Source organism: Herbaspirillum sp. GCM10030257, from assembly GCF_042666555.1.
Taxonomy (GTDB): domain Bacteria; phylum Pseudomonadota; class Gammaproteobacteria; order Burkholderiales; family Burkholderiaceae_D; genus Noviherbaspirillum.
Map to the genome: position 1 here is coordinate 384,024 of NZ_JBHTDH010000004.1, position 20,977 is coordinate 405,000.

The 20,977-nt window shown below is 52.5% G+C and carries 24 protein-coding genes and 1 tRNA gene; 5 read left to right on the top strand and 20 right to left on the bottom strand.

Annotated features, from left to right (window positions below; genetic code table 11):
* Positions 1 to 476 precede the first annotated feature (476 nt).
* Positions 477 to 746: a hypothetical protein gene (locus tag ACFQUU_RS08845; protein ID WP_382245672.1), complete on the top strand. Its 270-nt coding sequence runs from the start codon at positions 477 to 479 to the stop codon at positions 744 to 746.
* 76 nt (positions 747 to 822) lie between these two features.
* On the opposite strand, the gene ACFQUU_RS08850 is transcribed toward ACFQUU_RS08845, so the two are convergent.
* Both ACFQUU_RS08850 and ACFQUU_RS08855 read right to left on the bottom strand, forming a co-directional pair.
* On the bottom strand, positions 823 to 1,086 hold the full coding sequence (locus ACFQUU_RS08850) for a hypothetical protein (RefSeq protein ID WP_382245675.1): 264 nt from the start codon (positions 1,084 to 1,086) through the stop codon (positions 823 to 825).
* 12 nt (positions 1,087 to 1,098) lie between these two features.
* The gene (locus ACFQUU_RS08855) at positions 1,099 to 1,410 is read right to left on the bottom strand and encodes a DUF2471 family protein (protein ID WP_382245678.1); all 312 of its coding nucleotides are present in this window, start codon (positions 1,408 to 1,410) and stop codon (positions 1,099 to 1,101) included.
* An 80-nt stretch (positions 1,411 to 1,490) separates the two neighbouring features.
* Between ACFQUU_RS08855 and ACFQUU_RS08860 the strand changes: the two genes are divergently transcribed.
* Positions 1,491 to 1,886, top strand: coding sequence for a hypothetical protein (locus ACFQUU_RS08860; protein WP_382245681.1), 396 nt, complete (start codon positions 1,491 to 1,493; stop codon positions 1,884 to 1,886).
* Between the two features lie 97 nt (positions 1,887 to 1,983).
* The gene (locus tag ACFQUU_RS08865; protein WP_382245684.1) at positions 1,984 to 2,334 is read left to right on the top strand and encodes a hypothetical protein; all 351 of its coding nucleotides are present in this window, start codon (positions 1,984 to 1,986) and stop codon (positions 2,332 to 2,334) included.
* Positions 2,335 to 2,370: 36 nt separating this feature from the next.
* On the opposite strand, the gene ACFQUU_RS08870 is transcribed toward ACFQUU_RS08865, so the two are convergent.
* The 7 genes from ACFQUU_RS08870 to ACFQUU_RS08900 form a co-directional block, all read right to left on the bottom strand.
* Complete coding sequence (locus tag ACFQUU_RS08870; RefSeq protein WP_382245687.1) at positions 2,371 to 2,766, bottom strand: hypothetical protein; 396 nt, start codon at positions 2,764 to 2,766, stop codon at positions 2,371 to 2,373.
* Positions 2,767 to 2,784: 18 nt separating this feature from the next.
* Positions 2,785 to 3,306 (bottom strand): HD domain-containing protein, encoded by a 522-nt coding sequence (locus tag ACFQUU_RS08875; RefSeq protein ID WP_382245690.1) that lies wholly within the window; start codon positions 3,304 to 3,306, stop codon positions 2,785 to 2,787.
* Between the two features lie 41 nt (positions 3,307 to 3,347).
* The gene (locus ACFQUU_RS08880) at positions 3,348 to 3,782 is read right to left on the bottom strand and encodes a hypothetical protein (RefSeq protein ID WP_382245693.1); all 435 of its coding nucleotides are present in this window, start codon (positions 3,780 to 3,782) and stop codon (positions 3,348 to 3,350) included.
* Between the two features lie 410 nt (positions 3,783 to 4,192).
* Positions 4,193 to 4,648 (bottom strand): hypothetical protein, encoded by a 456-nt coding sequence (locus ACFQUU_RS08885; RefSeq protein WP_382245696.1) that lies wholly within the window; start codon positions 4,646 to 4,648, stop codon positions 4,193 to 4,195.
* A gap of 655 nt (positions 4,649 to 5,303) precedes the next feature.
* A complete protein-coding gene (gene murI, locus ACFQUU_RS08890; protein WP_382245760.1) occupies positions 5,304 to 6,122 on the bottom strand; it encodes a glutamate racemase in 819 nt (272 codons plus the stop codon).
* A 49-nt stretch (positions 6,123 to 6,171) separates the two neighbouring features.
* Positions 6,172 to 7,710, bottom strand: a complete 1,539-nt coding sequence (locus ACFQUU_RS08895; RefSeq protein WP_382245699.1) for a fumarate hydratase — start codon at positions 7,708 to 7,710, stop codon at positions 6,172 to 6,174.
* A gap of 17 nt (positions 7,711 to 7,727) precedes the next feature.
* Complete coding sequence (locus tag ACFQUU_RS08900) at positions 7,728 to 8,348, bottom strand: TIGR00645 family protein (RefSeq protein ID WP_382245702.1); 621 nt, start codon at positions 8,346 to 8,348, stop codon at positions 7,728 to 7,730.
* Between the two features lie 302 nt (positions 8,349 to 8,650).
* Here ACFQUU_RS08900 and acs point away from each other — a divergent pair, with 302 nt between their 5' ends.
* Both acs and ACFQUU_RS08910 read left to right on the top strand, forming a co-directional pair.
* On the top strand, positions 8,651 to 10,633 hold the full coding sequence (gene acs / locus ACFQUU_RS08905; protein WP_382245705.1) for an acetate--CoA ligase: 1,983 nt from the start codon (positions 8,651 to 8,653) through the stop codon (positions 10,631 to 10,633).
* A 209-nt stretch (positions 10,634 to 10,842) separates the two neighbouring features.
* Positions 10,843 to 10,933 (top strand) — tRNA-Ser (locus tag ACFQUU_RS08910).
* Positions 10,934 to 11,161: 228 nt separating this feature from the next.
* Here the strand turns inward: ACFQUU_RS08910 and ACFQUU_RS08915 are convergent.
* From ACFQUU_RS08915 to ACFQUU_RS08965, 11 genes are all read right to left on the bottom strand, one after another.
* Positions 11,162 to 13,660, bottom strand: coding sequence for a DUF4214 domain-containing protein (locus tag ACFQUU_RS08915; protein WP_382245708.1), 2,499 nt, complete (start codon positions 13,658 to 13,660; stop codon positions 11,162 to 11,164).
* A 309-nt stretch (positions 13,661 to 13,969) separates the two neighbouring features.
* A complete protein-coding gene (locus ACFQUU_RS08920) occupies positions 13,970 to 15,154 on the bottom strand; it encodes a tyrosine-type recombinase/integrase (protein ID WP_382245711.1) in 1,185 nt (394 codons plus the stop codon).
* A gap of 173 nt (positions 15,155 to 15,327) precedes the next feature.
* Positions 15,328 to 15,678 (bottom strand): hypothetical protein, encoded by a 351-nt coding sequence (locus tag ACFQUU_RS08925; protein WP_382245713.1) that lies wholly within the window; start codon positions 15,676 to 15,678, stop codon positions 15,328 to 15,330.
* On the bottom strand, positions 15,675 to 15,872 hold the full coding sequence (locus ACFQUU_RS08930; RefSeq protein ID WP_382245716.1) for a hypothetical protein: 198 nt from the start codon (positions 15,870 to 15,872) through the stop codon (positions 15,675 to 15,677). The genes ACFQUU_RS08925 and ACFQUU_RS08930 overlap by 4 nt, the downstream gene beginning before the upstream one ends.
* Before the next feature lie 99 nt (positions 15,873 to 15,971).
* Entirely contained in the window at positions 15,972 to 17,024 is a 1,053-nt protein-coding gene (locus ACFQUU_RS08935) for a sigma-70 family RNA polymerase sigma factor (RefSeq protein WP_382245719.1), read from the bottom strand.
* Positions 17,024 to 17,206, bottom strand: coding sequence for a hypothetical protein (locus ACFQUU_RS08940; RefSeq protein WP_382245722.1), 183 nt, complete (start codon positions 17,204 to 17,206; stop codon positions 17,024 to 17,026). The genes ACFQUU_RS08935 and ACFQUU_RS08940 overlap by 1 nt, the downstream gene beginning before the upstream one ends.
* Positions 17,203 to 17,541: a hypothetical protein gene (locus ACFQUU_RS08945; RefSeq protein WP_382245725.1), complete on the bottom strand. Its 339-nt coding sequence runs from the start codon at positions 17,539 to 17,541 to the stop codon at positions 17,203 to 17,205. Before ACFQUU_RS08945 ends, ACFQUU_RS08940 begins: the two co-directional genes overlap by 4 nt.
* Before the next feature lie 66 nt (positions 17,542 to 17,607).
* The gene (locus ACFQUU_RS08950) at positions 17,608 to 17,874 is read right to left on the bottom strand and encodes a hypothetical protein (RefSeq protein WP_382245728.1); all 267 of its coding nucleotides are present in this window, start codon (positions 17,872 to 17,874) and stop codon (positions 17,608 to 17,610) included.
* Positions 17,875 to 18,216: 342 nt separating this feature from the next.
* Positions 18,217 to 19,065, bottom strand: coding sequence for a DUF6387 family protein (locus tag ACFQUU_RS08955; RefSeq protein WP_382245731.1), 849 nt, complete (start codon positions 19,063 to 19,065; stop codon positions 18,217 to 18,219).
* Positions 19,058 to 19,945 carry a DUF6387 family protein gene (locus tag ACFQUU_RS08960; protein WP_382245734.1) on the bottom strand — a complete coding sequence of 296 codons (888 nt, stop codon included), beginning with the start codon at positions 19,943 to 19,945 and terminating at the stop codon, positions 19,058 to 19,060. Before ACFQUU_RS08960 ends, ACFQUU_RS08955 begins: the two co-directional genes overlap by 8 nt.
* Positions 19,946 to 19,963: 18 nt before the next feature.
* The gene (locus tag ACFQUU_RS08965; RefSeq protein WP_382245737.1) at positions 19,964 to 20,380 is read right to left on the bottom strand and encodes a helix-turn-helix domain-containing protein; all 417 of its coding nucleotides are present in this window, start codon (positions 20,378 to 20,380) and stop codon (positions 19,964 to 19,966) included.
* Positions 20,381 to 20,977 lie beyond the last annotated feature (597 nt).

A 20,977-nucleotide genomic window follows, 5' to 3' on the forward strand; every position in this document is an offset into this window, starting at 1 on the left:
TACCTCTTTTGTTGTATTGATCGCAACTTTGCATGGTAGCTACGGTAGCTATACTCATCGTAACTGACTGTTTATACAGTGGTTTTTAAGATATATTGCAAACCATTGTTGCATCAGATGAAACTTTTCCGCCTTCTTTAATCATCCTATTGATTTTAAAAGGATAGTTCTGTTTTTTTGCCGCCCCTCGAATCGCAATTCAGTTGTTTTGCAATTGCAAGATGATAGTTTTGTGATCGCAAGATGATATATATCGTGAGTACGGAAAAATACCTTTTAGGACTGCGAATGAATACTTTTAGGTACTAAATAGCCCATTTTGGACGCCTAAAGTGACTTCCGTACTGGGGTTGATGCGTAGATAAGCGACCATGTATATTGATTGCGTGCAATCAATGCACAAAGAAAAACCCCACGGAGCGTCCAGGCAGCCGCGGGGTTTAGTCCCTAACCCAAGTCAATTTAGGTAGAAACTCATGGAAAATCATAACATGTGCAGGTGTTCACGAGCATACAAGTTCAGTATTCAAGCTGGCGTCTGTGTCGGGCTCGACAGTCGTTTAACTGCAAAAGATCTTGCCAGTAAAAGCTTGGACCAACTTTCTGGACTGACCGACTTCATCGCGAATCCAGAAGTTCTAGCATATGCCAGTCCGAATACCCAGGCTAAGCTTGCGTGGATTCAGTCCGATCTGGTTGATACCATCAAAGCCCTTTGGCCGATCGTCACAAGGGGAGCGCATTAACGTTTGAAGGTCGCCTCGCTTCGACTTGGCGATTTCTAGGCTTTGACGTCGGTCTCGGTATTGCATGAGATCGACGTCACGCTTTCTGCGATGGCCGTTTGAAAGGGATGATCTTGCCAACCTTGCCCCCGAGTCGGCGCCGCGTGTTCTCTCGCTTTATATCCTCGAGCAGCTCGCCCATCAATTCAAATGTCAATGGCTCGGCATCCTTCGGGCGTTGCACGATCCATTCCATCAGCTGTTGAAAAGCAACCTGCTCTTCGACAGGAAGTCTCGACATCGCATCAAGAAACTGGGCTTCGCGCTGAGCCGCTATAAATTTTTCAATGTCGTCCATCATCCAGATTCCAGTTCATGCATCAACCCGTGTAAAGGCCTGGTGGATGAGCATAAACGCTGTTGGTATGGCGTTTGATTCGCCAAAATCCACCGGGTCGTCTGTTCGCTTATACACTCTCAGCCGCGAGGACTTAAGCATCCCTGCGTAGCTTGCGTCGAGATCTCTAGAGGCCTTGATGTGTTCGAATGCCTTTTCCTCGATCTCATGCATCAAATTCCACGTAAGGATGTCGCCGGCGACGCGGTGTTCCAGCACGATGTCATCAATGATGAGTTTCAGTCGGCTCCGTATGGCGTTTATTTCCGCCCAAGAGAAGTCTTCCATAGAAACCTTAAAAATACTGTATATATAAACAGTATTCGATGATACCGTAAACGTGTTGCAACGTTTAAATATTTGGTTGTATGGAATTCTTCCTCAATCTAGCCTTCAGCAGGGGTAAGCCACTTTCCAAGGACCGCGTTTTAAAAACCGATCCGGAGCGGGGCGACATGCTGGTGCAGGCATGTGAGCCTAATCCGTCATCCGGCATTCTCAGATTCGCCAGGGTGGCCAAGTTCTTCATTCCCATGGGTGACCACAAAGACGTGGTTGAGCTATTCGACCCGGTCATCGTGCACGCATCCACTGGATACATGGAAGTGCACGGCTACGAGCGAACGGATGATGGTTTCTACGTGCAGAGCTGGATACTGCGACCCACTATGGTCGACGGTGCTCGATCAAGCGGAGCGCATATTCACACAGGGCAGCCTGGGCATACGGGCTATCGAGGGACTGATATTGCGCCTTCAGAATAAACGGCTTTTATTCTGAAGCCAAAATCGAGAGCAATACGTTTGACGTCCTATTGAGCTGTTGATAACCTTTCCATTTGTCAATTATCGGATTATCGAAATGAGAGCATTAATGTTCGGTGCCTTGGTATTGCTTACAGGTTGTGCAAGTTATCAAGACATTGTTTCAAAAGCCCCGGCGCAAACGGTTCAAAGTTCACAGGCAGTTAAAAGAGCTGCCGTTTGTATAGCTCGAAATGCCAATGACAATACGGTACTGACGCTAAAGAGCAAGGTAACCGAATTTGATGCTCACGATGTTGAAGTAGAGGTTATGGGCGAGGATTCGCGATATGCGGTAGTCAAACTTAAATCTACTGAGAACGGCTCTAAAGCAGATTTCTATCTCGCCGGAATGGCCAAGATAGCGCCAACGATGGCGGTGCAAAATCTTGTCAAAGGTTGCACATAAGCGTGCTTATATTCCTCCGCCCTTAGCTGAAACGGCTCACGCTCCTAATGCGGAGGGCGGATTTCCTGCGAGCGGGGGAGCAACGGCAAGGCGGACTTCTGGCAGTCGCGCCCACACTTCTGGGAAGTGCTGCTTTGCGCCGGCCATCAGTTCTTCAGGCGTGATTGTCAACGACGGTGCGTAGAACACGCTATTGCTGCCTCCTCGGTTGTCGACCGAGTAATCCCAGAACGCCAGAGCAGACAATCCCCATCCGCCCAGTCGGGAGACTGCCGCAACGTACGGAGTCGCGTCTCCCTGTGGAGGCAACTTGCCATCGAAGTGAGTGAGCTTGTCCAACTGGCGATCATAACGAGGCCGCATGCCGGGCAGGAACAGATAGTGCCCGACTTGGCGATGGCAGCCAAAGTAAATCCAGTGTTTGATGTCCATTCCTATCCCCTTAAGTAGTCAATGCTCTGAGACCTGTTTCACTGCGAGATTCCAGATCCGCCTATCGGCTTTTGTCATCACTGCAAGCAGATCGCGCTTTTCCTGCAGGTAGGTTTCTGCGAACTTTGGGTCGTGCATCACGATGCTGGAGGTGTTGCTGATAAGGTCAGCGCATTTGATGGTCTGTATCCAATCAGGAGCTAGCGCCAGGCGTTCGCGTGACAGGCGCTTACGCGTGGCGCGATTGCCTTCCTCAAGGTCCGACAGCGCTTGCACGCCCAGCCCAACCTTATGGCCAAATTGCTGCCACAGTAAATCTGGCTTTACGTCCTGGTCCTCGATGCAGTCATGCAGCCACGCAGTGGCAATTACGATCTGTGCATCCTCGCTGGTGAACGCGTCCGTAACTGTGGCTACGATGCCGGCCACTTCCGCAAGGTGGTCCGCATAGGGATTGCCAGTGTACTTGCGCACCTGTTTCTTGTGCACCTCGCGGGCGAATGCCATGGCGGCAAATGCTATTGCGGAAGGTGAATTCATGCCCAATCCTCGTTCGGAGGGGTGCATACTGGGCCGGCCATCTAATCTTTGTCGCCGCAGTCAGCGCAACGCTCTCCGGATCCATCCCAGCTATGTGCTTTGGGCGGGATCATGAAATAGCCGCCGGAAGGAGAATCTGCTGGCTCCGCAGGCCGAAGGCTGGCCAGTTCGCTTTCAAGGCGTGAATTTTCCAATCGCTCACCGTCGAGCAGCCGCTGCAGATCTTGGATGCGCTCCACCAGGGAGCCGACCACGAGCGGATCGGCCGCGGCGATGAAGGCCTGATTGGCTGGGCTACATAGAATAGCCGGGCCGTTCGTGAGCATTACGGCCGACAGTACTCCCCCGTCTTTGCCGTCGGCGCCAGAGAGGCGAACTACGCTGTTGCTTGTCCACCATTTCCACGGTCCGGGCGTGGCCGCGTCAGCCAGGCGCGCAAGTTCGTCGAGGTCTGTGTCGCAGGTTCCTGTGCTCATTTCCCATCCATTTATTGATTCGGAAATGCCAATATAAGGCAGGTCGGAGTGCCTCTTGAGGTGCCTCGTATGGTGCTAGAATTTTCCAACGGCTCGTCTGAAAGCACCGTAATCCGTTGTGGATAACTATTGCTTCGTTGGAAAATCAGGAACGTGAAATGTAGGAGTGATGCGGCCTAGCGGCGAGTTGAGGCTGGGATTGTGATTCCTGTTGTCGCGGGTTCGAGTCCCGTCAGCCACCCCAAAGAATTCAAGCACTTAGCCCAGTTCATGCGACTGGGCTTTTTGCTTTCTGGTGGTCAATTGATCAAGATGGGCGTTCTAGTTCCGCTTGAATGGTCCTGGCTAAAGTGGCTGGGACTCTCTGAAGAGATGCCTCCAGCCGTAGCCCCTGCCTGCCCGCATTGCAATTACTGCTTGGTAAATGTGAAGGTGTCGGCACCATCGTAAATCGTGAGGGCGCGTCCATCTGCGGAGAAGGTGGCAAGCATAGTAGACGTGCCGCCACTTTCTGCCACTGCCAGCTTTTCAGCGGCGCCAACCATTTCTACGTAGGTTGCACTAAAGGGAATGCTCAGCTGTGCGGATTGCCCGCCGCAGACTGACCCGTTGTAGCCGTCCGTCACCAGGCGACCAGTTGCTGATTTGTCGTTGACTCCAAGTATGAGTGTCATTCGTGCCGAACCTTGGCCCTCGACGATGCACGTTGATGTCCATGTGCCAGCGTACTTGGTCATGTCACCAGGTGCAGCTACAATCGGCGCAGGTTGGGATCTTGAGGATGCTGTTGCGTCATCGCCGCCGCCTCCGCCGCCACATGCGGACAAGGCTGTTACCAGCGCGATAAGGATAAGTTTATTTTTCATTTCAATTGATATTAATGATGGAGCCAGGGGCATTCATCCCTATGTGACAAGCTCGACAGTTTTAGCTCGGAGGTGTCGGCAGCCAGCGCGCCAGTCGCAAGACCTTACTTGATGTGCCAACGTCGCACACCTACCCAGTCATTCTGATTTAGAGCGGTCGAATCTTAGCTTGGCGTTATGGCTAGCTCATGAATAAATAAAATATTGATACTCAAAAAGTTTTTGGCGTGTTGTAACCATGCCTAATCCATATCGAATTGGTTATTCAACTAGGCATGCGTTACCTAACGTTCCTGAAGAAATGACGAACACTTAAGTTAGCGTTACAAACCAAGAGGTGGCTCGTTTGGTTGGACATGAATTCGAATGCGGTAAGTGGGGCTTAGCGGATGTAGGGTTATTCATGGTGCTGCTCGCCATCCTTACGTAGGTCATGACAGCACCCGCAGACTGGCCCAGTTGATCACTGCAGCCAGGCAGTCATCCTGCATCGCAGCCTCACAGGTCCACTCTGGAAAGAGTAAGCCATGAGGGATTGCGAAGCATCGCTCTCTCATGCTGTTGGCTTCCGTATGCAGAGGGAGCCCTTGTAGATGAGTTGAAGCCGGGCTTTTTGCCTTCTGTATTACCGCAAATCCTTGATTCAGGCTAGTTTCTAGGCACTTGCCGCAATCGGCGTCACCGGCGGATGCAATCCCAACAGTTTGGCAAATGCACTTTCCAGCGCTGTCTGGCTACCAGTCGTAAATCCGGTGATCGTCCCGACGCCTTCTTGCCGCAACAAGCCTTTCTCAGTCAGCAAACGCACCAGTTGCCGGGCGACCGGTTCGCCGGTATCGACAATGGTGACGGGCTTTGACGTGATATGGGCAATCAATTCTTCGATCAAGGGCTGCACAAAAGGATAGTGGGTACAGCCAAGCACCAGCGTATCTGCACCTTGCTCAAGCAGGGGTTGCAGATAGCCGCGTACCAGTGCGGCGGTCGCCGCTGAGTGCAATTCACCTTTTTCGACCTGATCCGCCAGCCCGATACACGCCTGGGGCAGGAATGCGACGTTGGTCGCGGCGGTGATCTGCTCGCGCAGCAGGTTGAACTTGGTGCTCGACAGTGTGCCTTTAGTAGCCATGACGCCGACGGTGCCTGTCCTGGTCAGCGCGGCGGCAGGTTTGAGTCCGGGTTCGACGCCCACAACAGGCAAGGAAGGGTAGAGCTCACGGATCGCCTTGATTGCCGCTGCGGTCGCGGTGTTGCACGCCACCACGAGCGCCTTGGCGCCGTACTGCATGAGGAATTCCGCAATCGCCAGCGAGCGCGCAACGATTTCGGATTCCGGCCGGCCACCATAGGGTGCAAATCCGGAATCGGCAAAATACAAAAGCTGTTCGTTGGGCAGACTGGCGTGAATATATTTCAGGACCGACAAGCCACCGATACCTGAATCAAAAACGCCGATGGGGGCATCGGCCCCCATCAGGTTCGTCGCTTGAGAAGTGACGTTCACTGGTTTGATACCGGTTTGCTTACGCCACCGTGACCGGGATGCTGGCGAGCTTGCCGGTCGAAATACGCTCCTGCCATTCCTTCGGGCCAGTGTTGTGCACCGAAATGCCGTTGGAGTCGACAGCCACTGTGACTGGCATGTCTTTCACTTCAAACTCGTAGATCGCTTCCATGCCGAGATCGGCGAAGCCCACGACCTTGGCGCCCCTGATCGCTTTCGACACAAGGTAGGCAGCGCCACCGACCGCCATCAGGTAAGCCGACTTGTGGTTTTTGATCGACTCGATCGCTACAGGACCACGCTCGGCCTTGCCGATCATGGAGATCAGACCGGTTTTCTCGAGCATCATGTCTGTGAACTTGTCCATGCGGGTCGCGGTAGTCGGGCCTGCCGGACCAACTACTTCGTCGCGTACCGGATCGACCGGGCCGACGTAGTAGATCACGCGGTTGGTGAAGTCGACAGGCAGTGGTTCGCCCTTGGCCAGCATGTCCTGAATACGCTTATGCGCCGCATCGCGGCCGGTCAGCATCTTGCCGTTCAGGAGCAGGGTCTGGCCAGGTTTCCAGGACGCGACTTCTTCCTTGGTCAGCGTGTCGAGGTTGACGATTTTGGACTGCTCTGCGTCCGGTGTCCACTGGACGTTCGGCCACTCGGAAAGTGACGGTGGTTCAATGTATGCGGGGCCGGAACCGTCGAGTACAAAATGGGCATGACGGGTCGCCGCGCAGTTTGGAATCATGGCAACCGGCTTGGATGCTGCGTGCGTCGGATGCATCATGATCTTGACGTCCAGCACAGTGGTCAGGCCGCCGAGACCTTGTGCACCGATGCCGAGCGCGTTGATCTTGTCGCACAGTTCGATACGCAATTCTTCGGTCTTGTTCTGCGGACCGCGCTTCTTCAGTTCGTACATGTCGATGTCTTCCATCAACACCTGCTTTGCCATCAGCATTGCACGCTCGGCGGTACCGCCGATACCGATGCCAAGCATGCCCGGCGGGCACCAGCCGGCGCCCATGGTCGGCACGGTCTTGAGTACCCAGTCGACAATCGAGTCGGAGGGATTGAGCATGACGAATTTGGATTTGTTCTCCGAGCCGCCGCCCTTGGCCGCGACCTGCACGTCGACGGTATTGCCGGGCACCAGTTCCATGTGCACGACGGCCGGAGTGTTGTCCTTGGTGTTCTTGCGTTCGAACTGCGGGTCCGCGACAACCGAAGCGCGCAGTACGTTATCCGGATGGTTGTAACCGCGGCGCACGCCTTCATTGACGGCATCGGTGATCGAGCCCTTGAAGCCTTCGAAGCGTACGTCCATGCCGATCTTCAGGAAGACGTTGACGATACCGGTATCCTGGCACAGCGGACGACGACCTTCCGCGCACATGCGCGAGTTGGTCAGGATCTGAGCGATCGCATCCTTCGCTGCCGCGCTTTGCTCGCTTTCATAAGCGCGCGCCAGGTGCTGGATGTAATCCACGGGATGGTAATAGCTGATGTACTGGAGCGCGGCGGCAACCGACTCGATCAGGTCTTCTTGCTTGATGGTAGTCATGATGGTGTGAGCTAAGGTCAGTGTGAATTCTTATGATGGGTAGTGGTGCCGGCCATGATGCGGTCGCTGTAGGCAATGGCTATAGCCGACAGCAGGAACGTAATATGAATACCGGTCTGCGCAAGCAGCGTCTTGGGGTCATACGCTCCGGCATTGATAAATGTTTTCAGCAAATGGATCGACGAGATACCGATGATGGCGGTAGCGAGCTTGACCTTCAGCACCGAGGCATTCACGTGCGACAGCCATTCCGGCTGGTCCGGGTGACTTTCCAGGTTCATCCGTGACACAAAGGTTTCATAACCGCCGACGATTACCATGATCAGCAAGTTGGAAATCATGACGACATCGATCAATCCCAGCACCACCAGCATGATGGTGCTTTCGTTCAGCTTGGTCGGGCGCACGGCGCCGTCAATGGCAACCGCGTTCAGAATATGTTCAAGTGCTGCCTGATTACCCATTGCGGCACCGATCAGGTCAACCAGTTCGACCCAGAAGTGATAGACATAAACACCTTGGGCCAGGATCAGTCCAAGATAGAGTGGCAGTTGCAGCCACCGGCTCATGAAAATCAGGTTGGGCAGGGGGCGGATGGGACGAGACGCTTTTGAAGTTTCTTGGTCGAGGTGGTTCATGTTTCCGATGATTTTTAAATGAAACAAAACCCCAGCATTTTACACGCGTCAACGATTCCGCTCTCGCTATCCTTCGATGCAACTATGACAAGGCGGCTGGCTATGGCATGATTGAAAAAATGATGTATAGCTTGTCAATCAGTGCCCTGTGCGCGCTTTTGCCGAGCCCGGTGTTTGGTCGGCAGAGATGCCATTCCACCAAAGCCGCGCAGGCCTGAAACCAGGCTGAATACTCAGTGTAAGGCTTAAGTAAGCGTAGCAGCTTACCTTCGTAACAAACTAACATCACGCGGGAGACCTCCATGGCAGACATCGAAACCCTCAAAGTAGAAAATCGCATTTTCAACCCTCCCGCAGAGTTTGTTAAGAACGCCAACATCTCCGGGATGGATGCCTATCGGGCCATGTGCGCCGCTGCAGAAAAAGACTATGAAGGCTTTTGGGCGAAGTTGGCAAACGAAAACCTCCAGTGGCATAAGCCTTTCACCAAGACGTTAAACGAGACCAATGCCCCGTTCTATAAATGGTTTGAAGACGGAGAACTCAACGTCTCCTACAACTGCCTCGACCGCAATTTGCAAAACGGCAATGCGGGCAAGACAGCGATTATCTTCGAAGCGGACGGCGGCCAGATCACCAAGGTTACTTATAAGGAACTGCACGAGCGCGTCTGCCAGTTTGCCAATGGTTTGAAATCGTTGGGCATCAAAAAGGGCGATCGCGTTGTGATTTACATGCCGATGTCCATTGAGGGCATCGTTGCCATGCAAGCGTGCGCACGTATTGGTGCAACACATTCCGTGGTCTTCGGCGGCTTCTCCGCGAAGTCACTGCAGGAACGCATCATCGACGCCGGCGCCATCGCGGTGATTACCGCCGACGAACAGGTACGCGGGGGTAAACAACTTCCGCTGAAGTCCATCGTTGATGAAGCGATCGGCATGGGCGGCTGCGAGCACCTGAAAAACGTTGTGATTTACAAACGTACCGGCGCCAACATCAATGTCGTCGCAGGTCGCGATCTCTGGTTGCATGACGTCATTTCCAATCAGGCTAGCGACTGCGAGCCCGAATGGGTCGATGCCGAGCATCCGCTGTTCATCCTTTATACCTCCGGTTCCACCGGCAAGCCCAAAGGTGTCCAGCACGCCTCCGGCGGCTACCTGTTGTGGGCCATGCTGACCATGAAGTGGACTTTCGACATCAAGCCCACCGACATTTTCTGGTGTACCGCCGACATCGGCTGGGTCACCGGCCACACCTACATTACCTATGGTCCGCTGGCCGTCGGCGCCACGCAAATTGTATTCGAAGGGGTGCCGACTTACCCGAACGCCGGCCGCTTCTGGGACATGATCCAGAAACACCGGGTCACCATCTTCTATACGGCCCCAACGGCGATCCGATCGCTGATCAAGGCGGCTGACGCCGATGCCGATGTGCATCCGAAGCGATACGACTTGTCCTCGCTGCGCCTGCTCGGCTCGGTCGGCGAGCCGATCAATCCGGAAGCCTGGATGTGGTACTACAGAAACATCGGCAACGAGAAATGCCCGGTTGCCGACACCTTCTGGCAGACCGAAACCGGCGGCCACATGATTACGCCGTTGCCGGGTGCCACACCGATGGTGCCGGGTTCCTGCACCTTGCCGCTGCCGGGCATCATAGCCTCGGTGGTTGACGAGACCGGCAACGATTTGCCCAACGGGCAGGGCGGTATCCTGGTGGTCAAGCGTCCGTGGCCATCGATGATCCGCACCATCTGGGGCGATCCCGAACGTTTCAAGAAGAGTTACTTCCCGGAAGAACTGGGCGGCAAGATCTACCTCGCCGGTGACGGTGCGGTGCGCAATGAGCAGACTGGCTATTTCACCATCACTGGCCGCATCGATGACGTGCTGAACGTCTCCGGCCACCGGATGGGCACAATGGAAATCGAATCGGCGCTGGTGGCCAATCCGCTGGTGGCCGAAGCAGCCGTGGTGGGCAAGCCGGACGAGACGACCGGTGAATCAATCTGCGCATTCGTGGTATTGAAGCGTGCACGGCCGACAGGAGAGGAAGCGAAGCAACTCGCCAAGGAATTGCGTGACTGGGTCGGCAAGGAAATCGGCCCGATCGCAAAGCCCAAGGAAATCCGTTTTGGTGACAACCTGCCCAAGACGCGTTCCGGCAAGATCATGCGCCGCTTGCTGCGCGTGCTGGCCAAGGGTGAGCAGATTACGCAGGACATCTCCACACTGGAAAATCCGGCCATCCTGGACCAGTTGAAACAAGCGCAATAAACAAGCGATGAACAAGTAAGCGAATAATCACCAAGCAAGCACGACGCGGAATCCCTGCTGCGACAGCTTGGAGACAGCACAAAAAGCCGGTCCGGCCACAAGCCGAACCGGCTTTTTTACGTACATGAATATTGCCCGCTGAAAAAGTGCGGAAATTTTCGGAATTCTTGCTATAATCTGCGGCTTCGTGAAAGCGAAACCAGAATCCAGGAGAGGTGGATGAGTGGTTTAAGTCGCACGCCTGGAAAGCGTGTATAGGTTAATAGCCTATCGGGGGTTCGAATCCCCCCCTCTCCGCCAGAACAGAACGCGTAACTCTTTGATATAAAAGGCTTACGCGTTTTTCGTATCTAGGGTTAATGGGTTGAAATGGGGTGATGTAGGCATTGAAATGACAGCTTTTTTGCCAGCATCTGGCTGAGCATATTTGATCCATTTCCCGTAGACCCGGGCGATCATCGTCCAGTCTTTGCGCCCCATCTGCTGGGCAACCCATATCGGTGACTCCCCTACCTTGAGCTTGCGCTCCTACCATCCAGTTGTATGTGTAATGCGACTACCGTCAGGCATATACATGGTGAGGGATAGGTTTAGCGTCGTAGGTGTGCCGTCAGGTGCGAACTTTTCGTAAGTTTTCCATTCGATGCGTTGATTAGGTTCGTTGGGGTACCCTAACATGGGACCCACAGACCTATCCTTGATATCCCATGTGAAATTAAAATAACCGACAGGACCGAAAGTCTCAACGGTGTCCGCTCTTAGCCACCGTTGTGCGTCTCCCAAGCAGCCGACATTGAGAATGACCTCGACATGGTCTGGGAATATACTGGGTTCGACGGTAATTGAATTAAAAGTCGGTGTAGTACAACTACCGGTCGAGGCTACTGGAACAGTTGGGGGTGCTGGAGGCTGCGGAGATGGAGTCGGCGGCAAGGGAGGCGGGGAAGGGCATATACCGGTTATCACGCCATTGGCTTTGCAGACAATAAAAGTCTCAGCGGGGAAATTCCAGTATCTAAAAAGTTGCCTCACCGGTCCCGCTGCAGCAGCTACGTCACGTGCTAAGACCAACACATTGAATTTTCTCCAAATGGCTGAAAATAATGAGCCAGCCTTAGGGCTCAACTCAATCTTAGCCCCTCTAAGGCATTGTCCCAAATCTTCAATTGTGCTTTGATTGAAAGAAGGGAGTATCGTATTAAAATACTCAGCTGCTGCTTCACCAGTCTGGCTTTGCATGGCAGGGAATAACTTATCGTTTACCAAGCTCTGAGCCAATTGGTTTACGCAGGCTGCCGCATCCTTCTGCTTCACTGTAGTCATCACCGCCAAAAAAGCGAACATATATCTACGTGTCGCCTCTACAAGATTCAACTCTTTCGTCTGAGCGGTCTGCTCAAGCGTTACCCAAAATTCGGGGCCTGAACCGACAAGATTATTTATCGAAGCACTGCTTAGGTAGGAACCGAAAAGCTGGAGGACATTTGCCTCCAACGGTGGAGCAATCTTTTCATCAAGTATCTGGCCTTGGGGAGTTTTACTTCTTAATTGCCAGGAGAGAAAAGTCCGGTTGAATACATTTACACCACCATTTACGTCATTCATCCAGATAAATTCGTCGCCTACTTCAATGCTGTACTCAGGTTCCAGCATGGTTACCGGCAAAGGTGGCTTAACCAAAACGGGTCTAAGGGTGACGGGTTTGATAAGTGCGTCTAGCGACGGCACAACGTCTTTAGCGACAGCAAAAACAAGATCAAAGACCTTGTCTGAGTCTATGGGAGATTTTGCCTGATTCAGCGACTCAACGATTGCTGCTTCCAGTGCTGCATAGCTCGGTGTTCCTTTGACGGCCTGGTTGAACTGTGCGACGGTAATCTGTGGAGGCAATTCCATCAAATCAAGGGCGACACTAACCATGGCTATTGCAGTCGATGTCGCATCGAGAGCGCCGTCTTCGCTTCTAAAGGCAAAAAGCAAAGGCTGCCCTTGACTGTCAGCTGCGAACAATGCGGGAACAGTTCCATCTGGCGCCTTCGCAATTTGAGACCCTGGAACACTGTCCCCTGAAAATGAATGTACCGACACGACCGCATTCTTTGCTGCTGCTGGAACGGTAGGGGCCACGGTAGCGGTCACCGTAGAACCTGAACCAGACGGAGGAGTGAGTTGCGCCTGCGTAGGGTTCTTGACGGGGATAAGCGCCATTGCTGTCGTCATATCAGCTGGTGTCACAGCTGCGGCAATGGCCATCGTCTTGCGGATTGATTCTTCCGAAGTCAGATAATTGAGGCCCAAATCAATAGCAAACAGGTGCGCAACTGCATATTTGTTGTCCAGCAGTGTGGCCACCCATCCCCAAGTAGGATCACCTGTAAAGGTATGCGCTGAGTTCAGCATTGTGCGGACCAGTTGTCCCTTGGTGGCACGACCACTGTCAAGCTCACTAACCCAGAATTGGACATCTTGCGCTGGAGGTGCTGTGGATCCAGAGCGGCCAAGCACGTTCTTGTAAATGACTCTGACAAACTCTTCGCTCGTCATTGAATTTGAATATCCACTCAGATCACTATATTGGATGCCCGCCGCGTAGAAGTCATCAGCGATGAGATCGATCGATCTGCCATTGCGGAAACTATCAATCCAGAATGCCAGTCCATCAGCCTCGGGTACGCGGTTAAAAAATGCGAGATACAGTTCCGTCAGTATCTTTAGGTCTGTAGGAGCAATTGTCTGTGCTTGTGCCCTAATCGGAAGATTTACACGGACGTCAGCAAAGCGCAGTTCCCGGATTGCCGGGCCAATATTAGTTGTGCCGTCTGTGTTTACGGTATCTGTGACTGTGTGCCCGCCGGGCGACGCAGCGATATCATAAGAAACGCGCGGACCCGAGAACGTGACATTATCAGCTGCTACAGATACTGCGGCCAACCTCGATGATGTTGGTCTAGACCCAACAGTATTGGAAGATTCGCCGCCGCAACCGAACAAGACGACACAGGCTAGTGCCGCGAAGCTTTGAATCATTATTGACGAGCGCATACATCACCTGCGAAAAGACGCCTTTGGCTCTTTTGGGCTCCCTGGAGCATGAATGAATCACGTCAGAGATCAATTTATTCGCATAACGGACGCTGTGTTTGTGCAAACACAAAATCAAAGGATCCGACTCATTAATATCGGTTGGAGAAAGTTGCGGCAAGGGCGGGTTGAGCACAAGCATCTTAAAGGTGTAATGCATTCGGCGTGGTAGTTAGAGCCCCATGCATTCCTTTTCCTTAATTTCCAAGCTATGCGGCATAAAATGGCGCTAAAACAAAACCAGCTTCACGAAGATTAAATTGTTGCATTGGCTAACGCTATAGTGCCGCCGGCAAACATGGATACCGCTTTATTGCCTGCTTCGGGTTGGGCGTCTTTAATCCACTTTCCATACACCCTAGCAATCATCGTCCAGTCCTTGTGCCCCATCTGTTGTGCGACCCACATAGGAGACTCGCCTGCGGTCAGCATCATGCTGGCGAACGTATGTCTGGTTTGATACGGGCGCCGGTACCGGACCTTGGCCAGCTTCAATGCCCGTTGCCATGACGTCCGGATAACCAAGTCACCACTCCAATGCTTATCGGTTCGTGGATTCTTAAAGATATGACCGTCGGTTAGGTAGGTGAAAGCTTTTTGCGCCTGGATCGCTTCAAAAGCAGGGGAGAGCAGCTTGACATGGCGCCGGCCGGATTTTGTCTTTGGCGTTTCGCCCTCACTTTTGTTGGCAATGGCTGCGCGCGTAAGGGCGCGCCTGATCTCAATAGTCCCTCGCTGCCAATCGACGTCACCCCACTGCAGTGCAATCAATTCCGACGTACGCAGGCCGGTCCAGAAGGCGAATTGAAACAGGTTGCGTTCTTGTCCGGTCAGTTTCGCGAGGATGGCCGATTGTTCGTCAGCAGAGAACGGGTCGACATCATCCTCGGTGCTGATGGACTCCTTCATCTTCCACTGCCAGCCGAATAGCGGGTTTGACTCAATCAGCTCATCCTGCATTGCCTCTGTAAGGGCGGCGCGCAATACAGAGAGACGGTTGCGAATCGACTTGCTGGTCGTCTTCTGTTTTGCACACCAGTCCTTGATATGCATACGTTTGAGTTCTGTCAGACGAAGCTTGCCGAACTCGGGCGTCAAATGATTCAGCACTGTCTTGCGGTACCCGTCATACGTCGATGCCTTTAAGTGGGACCGTTGGCGCTCCAGCCAGCCATCAAGGTACTTCTCAACTGTGACGACTTCTCCTTTGCGCTCGACGAATTGTTCTGCGCGGGTGCTATCGGGGAAGGTGACGTGGTAATCAAACGTACCCTTGACGATTGCATCCATCACCGCGGCGCGATGCTGGGCTGCTCGCTTCAGGTTCGCAGGGGTCGGGGCGAGTTTGATCCTTTCCCTGCATCGCTTTCCACGATAGGTAAAGGTGATTTCGATCGACGTTTCACTTGCTGCCTTGACTCCCGTGCCATCTCTACCCATTGGTTATACCCCTCAACATCGATGAGGCGCCGGCCATCTGGCGCCTTTATCCATACTTGATTTTCTAGCCAAACGCCGTCGCGAATCTTGCTATTAATCGCGTCTTCGGTGTAGCCAGACTCAAGCGAAAACTTGTGAATTGTCTGATAGCGTACCATATTGTCTTTTTGTAACTATATGGAGTGGTCCAGATCCGGCTTGCAGTCAGGCGGGCTCGGATTATCAGCAAGCCACGCTGTTCCACAGTCGCAAACCATGCGCTTACCATGGCGCCACGCTTTGCAGCCCGGGCGAAGCTTCCGGAAGGCGATCAGCTCATCCGCACCAGCTACCGTGCCAAGGGTCCGCACCATCGCGTCGAAGTCGGCTTTGGTCTGTACAGTTCCGTCCGTGATAGCTTGCGCGACCACCAGGCGGTAGAGTTCGGCGTCGGTGAACTGCTCTGCGACCTCACCAGGAACCGGCCGGCGTTGCTGAATCACGCCACGTTGCATCAGCAATATATTGAGTGCTCCCGGTTTCATGCGATTATCCTTTTCATGCGCGCGATCTCTCCCTGCAGAGCCTCGATGCGGAACATCATCTTGGCCAGCAGAAGTGCATAGTCTTTTTCAGGTCCCGGGCCTGCGGCGATTATTGGTGTGACAGCTTGCCTTACCGACCGCATGTCCTCGTCGTCGATCGGCTTCGAGTCACGCTTGTAATAGATGTTAAGCATGGGTCAGCGCTCCCTCGATTAGAAGTAGGACGAAGATCAGCACCAGGCATAGCCATTGACGCTTGGCCAGCCAATCGTTCGGATTGAATAGGAGTCGCATCATGCCGCCACCCCCATCCGCCGCTGGTCCGCCTCTGCATCGGGAATCGCCTTCCGAACCTCAATCGTCCCAGGCGTGCGCTCAATGATCTGTATATAGCGCACCCCGTCTGCTGGCCGGAGAAACTTGATCGTCACCTTCTTACTCGGCCGGCCTAGCCTACCCGGCAGCATGCCGTCCTCGATAATGCCAGCTGAGACCAGCGCATCCGCCTCGCCGGTATAGATGTCATGTGTCAGAAAGCGATTGACGGCCACACCATTCTCCAACGCCTCAATACGCGGGTACTTCGGCTTGGTTGGGCGATGTAACCGTGAAGATTTCGGCAAGCAGACCACTGTTGCAGATGGTCGTCCTCTTGGTGGGCGAGGCATCCGGATTCGTACTGGACGGTCTGCAACCGGTATAGGCTTCGGACATGCAGGCACTAATCGCGCCTGCACCGCCTTGGTCACTGCTTTCCGTGCTTGCTGATAAAGATATTGAACCGCATCGGATGAGCGCCCCATAGACGCCGCGATTTCAGACGGCTCCATGTCTTGGGCATATCGCATAAGGAATGCTTGCCTCTGATGATCAGGTAGGCCGGCTGCTGCCTCATCAATTAACGCCAATACCTCATTGCGCTCCACCACATCGGCGCTCGACTCCGCCAGACGTGGCTCCCTTGCCTGGTGCGTCCCAAGAAAATCGAAGTCATCCGGATTCTCGGTGTTCGGCTTCAGGTCGCAAAACAGGATTTCCCGACCGGCTTTTCTTCTCCGGCTGTTGAACTGAGCGAATACGCAGCGCTTCAGGATGGTGTTAAACATTGGTCCCAATGCAACCGCAGGCAGGAGCCGACGGGCGCGGCACTTCATCAGCTCAATCATGGCGTTCTGCACCACGTCATGCGCCACCTCGTCGTGCATGACGTGGTAACGGGCGATGCGGTACGCAGTTGTGCGCACGCCCTTAAGGAAGTTTTCAAACTCCTTGTCCGTTACCGGGATCTGCTCCGGGTCGAATGCCGGAATTGGCGCGTTGGAGTGGAAAGCGATCTGGCTATGCATTACTCGCCTCCCTTGCGGATAGCGCGCAATGCCGGCATCTCGCTAGATGCCCAGCCGCAGGCCTGGCAAACTGTAGCCATCAACTCGAAGAACTGCGGACGGCTTGCCTCTGGCACTGAACGGAATAGGCGCAATGCGCGCTGCTCTGCCGGCGTAGGGCTTTCTGGTTTCTTGGCGATCATTGCGCACCGCCTTCCAATGCGCGCAGTTCATCCTTACGCTGGTCCTTAGTGGTGTTCATCAAGGATTCCATTTCCTCGGCATAGCGGTATGTCATCTTGGCTAGGCCATGAATAACATCCATTCGCTGAGACAAGTGTTTGCCTTCGACGTACGCAGGATCCGAGAGATCACGTAGCGCGGCGATGTAGTGCATGATCTCGCCGATACAGCATTCGCCCAGACTAGCTGCGTCAAGTGCAGCCAAGGCATGTTTTATCGCGGCGTCGTTTGGCATTCTTATTTGTCGACCTGTTGCGCCTTTGCTAAGGCTGGTGCTAGTATTCAATTCATCCATGAATGAACTCCCTGGTTTGTGATTGGCAGGCCGTCTTGGTGGTGCAAACACCTTGATGGCCGTTCGTCAATTTTTGTATTTCGCCGAACTTGTGGCGCTTCTCAATAACTCCAGTAGTGACAGAGAGTGCTCGGCGTGATCAATTGCGGATTTTGCTAGCACAGGGAAAATCAATTCTGGACATAGCCCGTCATGGTCAGTAATTGGTGTTACTGGAAGCATGTCTGCGATAGCCCTGGTGCTTGCCATCAATCCAATCATCTTATGCAGCTCTACGACCAAGGCTTCTACTAGGTCGCTCGGTGTCTCTACTTCTGAAGCTTGTACATTCATATCCCTTGCTCCTTAGTACGCCGAGAACATACTCAGCGTCTTAATAATAGTATTACTGTTATATTGAGTCAACAGTAATACTGTTTTTCCTAAAAATATTCTTAGCTCTACTGTTATGCGAGCTTCATGCAGGCAATAGAGGCCGAAGAAAAGGAATCTGTTGGCTTAGCATCGGTAACAGCATGGCTGTAATGATGCTTGTCTGGAAGAAAAGCGTCGAGGGATGAGTTCCGGAGATTAACTCTCCGGACATAGTGCAGAAATAATGTGTTCCGGTTGCTATAACGCAGGTTTTGCAACCGGATGTTCGCAGGAGGTTTTTGTCTCCGGAATGAAATTTGGTTATTTTCCTTCCGCTCGTTCCTGCAAGGCTTGGCTTCTAAGTGCATTTGTCATTAGTTCTGAAACCATTGACAGCGCTAGCGGCTTTACCACTTTACGGATTCGTTCGGGGAGATTGACGCTGTAATTGTTTGGAAACAGAGCTGTGCCCAATATGTGTTGAGGAATTTCCAAGGAGCGGGACTCAGCCCAATATACAAGATCGAGGTATGCGAGTATGTGATACTCGGCCCAGTCAGAAAAATCTTGTTTCGCGAAACGTTTTTTGGGCGCGTTAATATTTCTTTCCGCTTGAATTTTGCGCAACCAATGGCGGAAGTCTGCAAGGATTTTTTCTTCGGTGCCGTCTAGGTCGACATTAACCATGACGGTGTTCTCATCGTCTACGCTAGATTCAAATTCCATCCGCCAAACCGGTGTATCCAACAGTTCTTGATCTTCTTGTGTAGCTGCAGATGGAACTTGCTCCATCCGACGGAAAGCGGAGCAAAACTTCCCATACCTCCCAATCGCTTCTGCTGAAGCGGCGCCTAGAAACATATAATCGAAAACTTTTAAGTCTTCAACATGTGACCGATTCACATTTTTGTTACTGCCAGCCTCATCGTCAATGTCTCTTCTTGGCCGGAGTGGTTCTTCTAGAAAAATCGTCGTTCGGGTCTTCAAACCCTCTTCTAGGCCGGGGAATCCAGTAGGCATATGTCTACGTCCCTTCCCAAGCATGAAACGTGTGAGCCCGCGGGCCTCTAAATTGATCACCCAATCGGTGATGTCAAATTTGTTGGTTTCTTGGTACCTAGTTAAATCGAATTCCTTTGGCAATTCTTCAAGGCGGTCGATCTTACGCATTAGTAGCCCCCAAGCTGCCAATGGCACTGGATTCACGCCAGGTTGGGTGACTTGCTTCTAGCGCGGACAAAGTCTCCGGCCTGAAAACTTTAGTGGCAAGCGGTCTGATTACCTTCCGAATTCTCTCACTAAGGGAAATGTCATACTCGTTGGGGAATAAAAGCATTCCAATCTGATGATCGGTTAGTGATACGCCTAAGATTTTTTTATAAAGATTAATGTCTACATACCCAAGGATCCTTGATCGATGCCATTTTGCTAGCTGCACATCATCAGGGACCTTTGGCAAGGCATCGACTCTATGAAGCGCGCGCCTTCCATGTACTAAATTGAGCATTTGCTCGATCAAGACGGAATCGGGCGCCTCCAAATCAACGAGGAGAACCAGTTGAATGTTCTCATCTCGAACTGCTCCAAATTTTTCCGTGTACAAGTCATCGATAGTCTTGTTGCCGACTGTGTTACTGAATTCTTCATCCCAGATATTGCCGAACAAGACCTCACTTTCCCTGGTCGGACGGCTATTGATAAGTTCGTTTGCGAACGCACCAAGAGTAGATAAATCACACTCGCGCACAGCTTGATATTGATACTTCGTGTCGCTCCCCATGAACGGACTTTTGCGTTGTGGGCGCGGGTCCTGATGAATGTTAACTATGCATTCTGACCAAAGTGATGTGCGCAGCTCAGGCGCCAATGGCCACTCCGTTGGTTCCGTCTTTATCATTAACTTGAGAAATTCATCAGCGAAAACTGAAGTTATTTCATCGACCGCAACCAATAGGTAGTTTCTCCAGAGAATTGCGTAGTACCACTCCTCCGCCGTCCATTCTTTGCACTGATCATAATTTGATACATCAAACCAATTGAAGTGATCCATATTGAAAAAATTAAACTACTAGATTAGCGCTTCGTCTGCCGACGGAAGAACGTCGAATGCAGCCAGTTGCGCAAGAACGGCTTTTTGAGCTGCTTTCGGCAGTCGCTCAAATGCCTGTGCAACTATCAGTGCTTGAGGTGAAAGGGACCCTGAGTCCGATTCTCTGGGGAGTCTGACTGACATGATTCTTGCGCCTAAGCTCGGGCTGATTTCAGTCACCGAAACGTCAAGCGCAGTTGCAAACTTGATTAATGCATCTAAATTCAACGGAACATTCCCGTTCATGTACTGCTGCGCTGCAGACTGAGTTTTCCACCCACATTCAGCAGCAAGTTTCTCTTGCGTCCACGATTTATCTTGCGCTTTGCGAACTTCGAAAATCTGTCGCAGCCGCGCAGCATCATTGAGTTGTTCTTCAGTCAGTTTGGTAGCCATAACATCACCTTAATAGGGTTACTCATAAAAAACAAACAGTAATACTGTTGACAGCGTAGAACAGTAACACTATTATTTCCTTCAATGAAGCAGTTTATTGATGAGGATGTGATGCGCTTAGATGAGTACAGACGGGAAGCACAACTGTCGCAGCGTCAGCTGGGGAAACTGCTTGATCCGCCGGCCTCGCCAAGCCTAGTAAGTCAATGGGAATGTGGCATTACGCGAGTGACCTTGGATTACGCTCACAAGATTCAAACTCTCACAAAAATGAAAGTCACGACTAAGGATTGCGCCGCGATGTACATCGCGCCAGAGCGTCGACAGAAGGAATCTGCGTAAAAAAATTCATGAGCACCAATCTAGTGTGGCGTCCCGCAAGTAACTTTATATAAGTTGAGGTGTCTATTGGCTATGCTGCTGAAACAGGAGTATGGCCATGGAACGCGGACGTCCAAAGAAAGCGGAGGTCACACTATCGGAGCAGGAACATGCCGACTTGCAAGTGTTAGCACGCTCGCGTTCCTTGCCGCATAGTGTCGTGCGGCGCGCCCAGATGATCCTGATGTCGGCTCAAGGTTATTCCAATACCGCCAT

What these genes read in the sequence shown, in the direction of transcription:
- ACFQUU_RS08845 (WP_382245672.1), top strand. Translation starts at nt 477, where the DNA reads ATGGAAAATCATAACATGTGCAGGTGTTCACGAGCATACAAGTTCAGT.
- ACFQUU_RS08850 (WP_382245675.1), bottom strand. Translation starts at nt 1,086, where the DNA reads ATGATGGACGACATTGAAAAATTTATAGCGGCTCAGCGCGAAGCCCAG.
- ACFQUU_RS08855 (WP_382245678.1), bottom strand. Translation starts at nt 1,410, where the DNA reads ATGGAAGACTTCTCTTGGGCGGAAATAAACGCCATACGGAGCCGACTG.
- ACFQUU_RS08860 (WP_382245681.1), top strand. Translation starts at nt 1,491, where the DNA reads ATGGAATTCTTCCTCAATCTAGCCTTCAGCAGGGGTAAGCCACTTTCC.
- ACFQUU_RS08865 (WP_382245684.1), top strand. Translation starts at nt 1,984, where the DNA reads ATGAGAGCATTAATGTTCGGTGCCTTGGTATTGCTTACAGGTTGTGCA.
- ACFQUU_RS08870 (WP_382245687.1), bottom strand. Translation starts at nt 2,766, where the DNA reads ATGGACATCAAACACTGGATTTACTTTGGCTGCCATCGCCAAGTCGGG.
- ACFQUU_RS08875 (WP_382245690.1), bottom strand. Translation starts at nt 3,306, where the DNA reads ATGAATTCACCTTCCGCAATAGCATTTGCCGCCATGGCATTCGCCCGC.
- ACFQUU_RS08880 (WP_382245693.1), bottom strand. Translation starts at nt 3,782, where the DNA reads ATGAGCACAGGAACCTGCGACACAGACCTCGACGAACTTGCGCGCCTG.
- ACFQUU_RS08885 (WP_382245696.1), bottom strand. Translation starts at nt 4,648, where the DNA reads ATGAAAAATAAACTTATCCTTATCGCGCTGGTAACAGCCTTGTCCGCA.
- murI (WP_382245760.1), bottom strand. Translation starts at nt 6,122, where the DNA reads ATGGGGGCCGATGCCCCCATCGGCGTTTTTGATTCAGGTATCGGTGGC.
- ACFQUU_RS08895 (WP_382245699.1), bottom strand. Translation starts at nt 7,710, where the DNA reads ATGACTACCATCAAGCAAGAAGACCTGATCGAGTCGGTTGCCGCCGCG.
- ACFQUU_RS08900 (WP_382245702.1), bottom strand. Translation starts at nt 8,348, where the DNA reads ATGAACCACCTCGACCAAGAAACTTCAAAAGCGTCTCGTCCCATCCGC.
- acs (WP_382245705.1), top strand. Translation starts at nt 8,651, where the DNA reads ATGGCAGACATCGAAACCCTCAAAGTAGAAAATCGCATTTTCAACCCT.
- ACFQUU_RS08915 (WP_382245708.1), bottom strand. Translation starts at nt 13,660, where the DNA reads ATGATTCAAAGCTTCGCGGCACTAGCCTGTGTCGTCTTGTTCGGTTGC.
- ACFQUU_RS08920 (WP_382245711.1), bottom strand. Translation starts at nt 15,154, where the DNA reads ATGGGTAGAGATGGCACGGGAGTCAAGGCAGCAAGTGAAACGTCGATC.
- ACFQUU_RS08925 (WP_382245713.1), bottom strand. Translation starts at nt 15,678, where the DNA reads ATGAAACCGGGAGCACTCAATATATTGCTGATGCAACGTGGCGTGATT.
- ACFQUU_RS08930 (WP_382245716.1), bottom strand. Translation starts at nt 15,872, where the DNA reads ATGCTTAACATCTATTACAAGCGTGACTCGAAGCCGATCGACGACGAG.
- ACFQUU_RS08935 (WP_382245719.1), bottom strand. Translation starts at nt 17,024, where the DNA reads ATGCATAGCCAGATCGCTTTCCACTCCAACGCGCCAATTCCGGCATTC.
- ACFQUU_RS08940 (WP_382245722.1), bottom strand. Translation starts at nt 17,206, where the DNA reads ATGATCGCCAAGAAACCAGAAAGCCCTACGCCGGCAGAGCAGCGCGCA.
- ACFQUU_RS08945 (WP_382245725.1), bottom strand. Translation starts at nt 17,541, where the DNA reads ATGGATGAATTGAATACTAGCACCAGCCTTAGCAAAGGCGCAACAGGT.
- ACFQUU_RS08950 (WP_382245728.1), bottom strand. Translation starts at nt 17,874, where the DNA reads ATGAATGTACAAGCTTCAGAAGTAGAGACACCGAGCGACCTAGTAGAA.
- ACFQUU_RS08955 (WP_382245731.1), bottom strand. Translation starts at nt 19,065, where the DNA reads ATGCGTAAGATCGACCGCCTTGAAGAATTGCCAAAGGAATTCGATTTA.
- ACFQUU_RS08960 (WP_382245734.1), bottom strand. Translation starts at nt 19,945, where the DNA reads ATGGATCACTTCAATTGGTTTGATGTATCAAATTATGATCAGTGCAAA.
- ACFQUU_RS08965 (WP_382245737.1), bottom strand. Translation starts at nt 20,380, where the DNA reads ATGGCTACCAAACTGACTGAAGAACAACTCAATGATGCTGCGCGGCTG.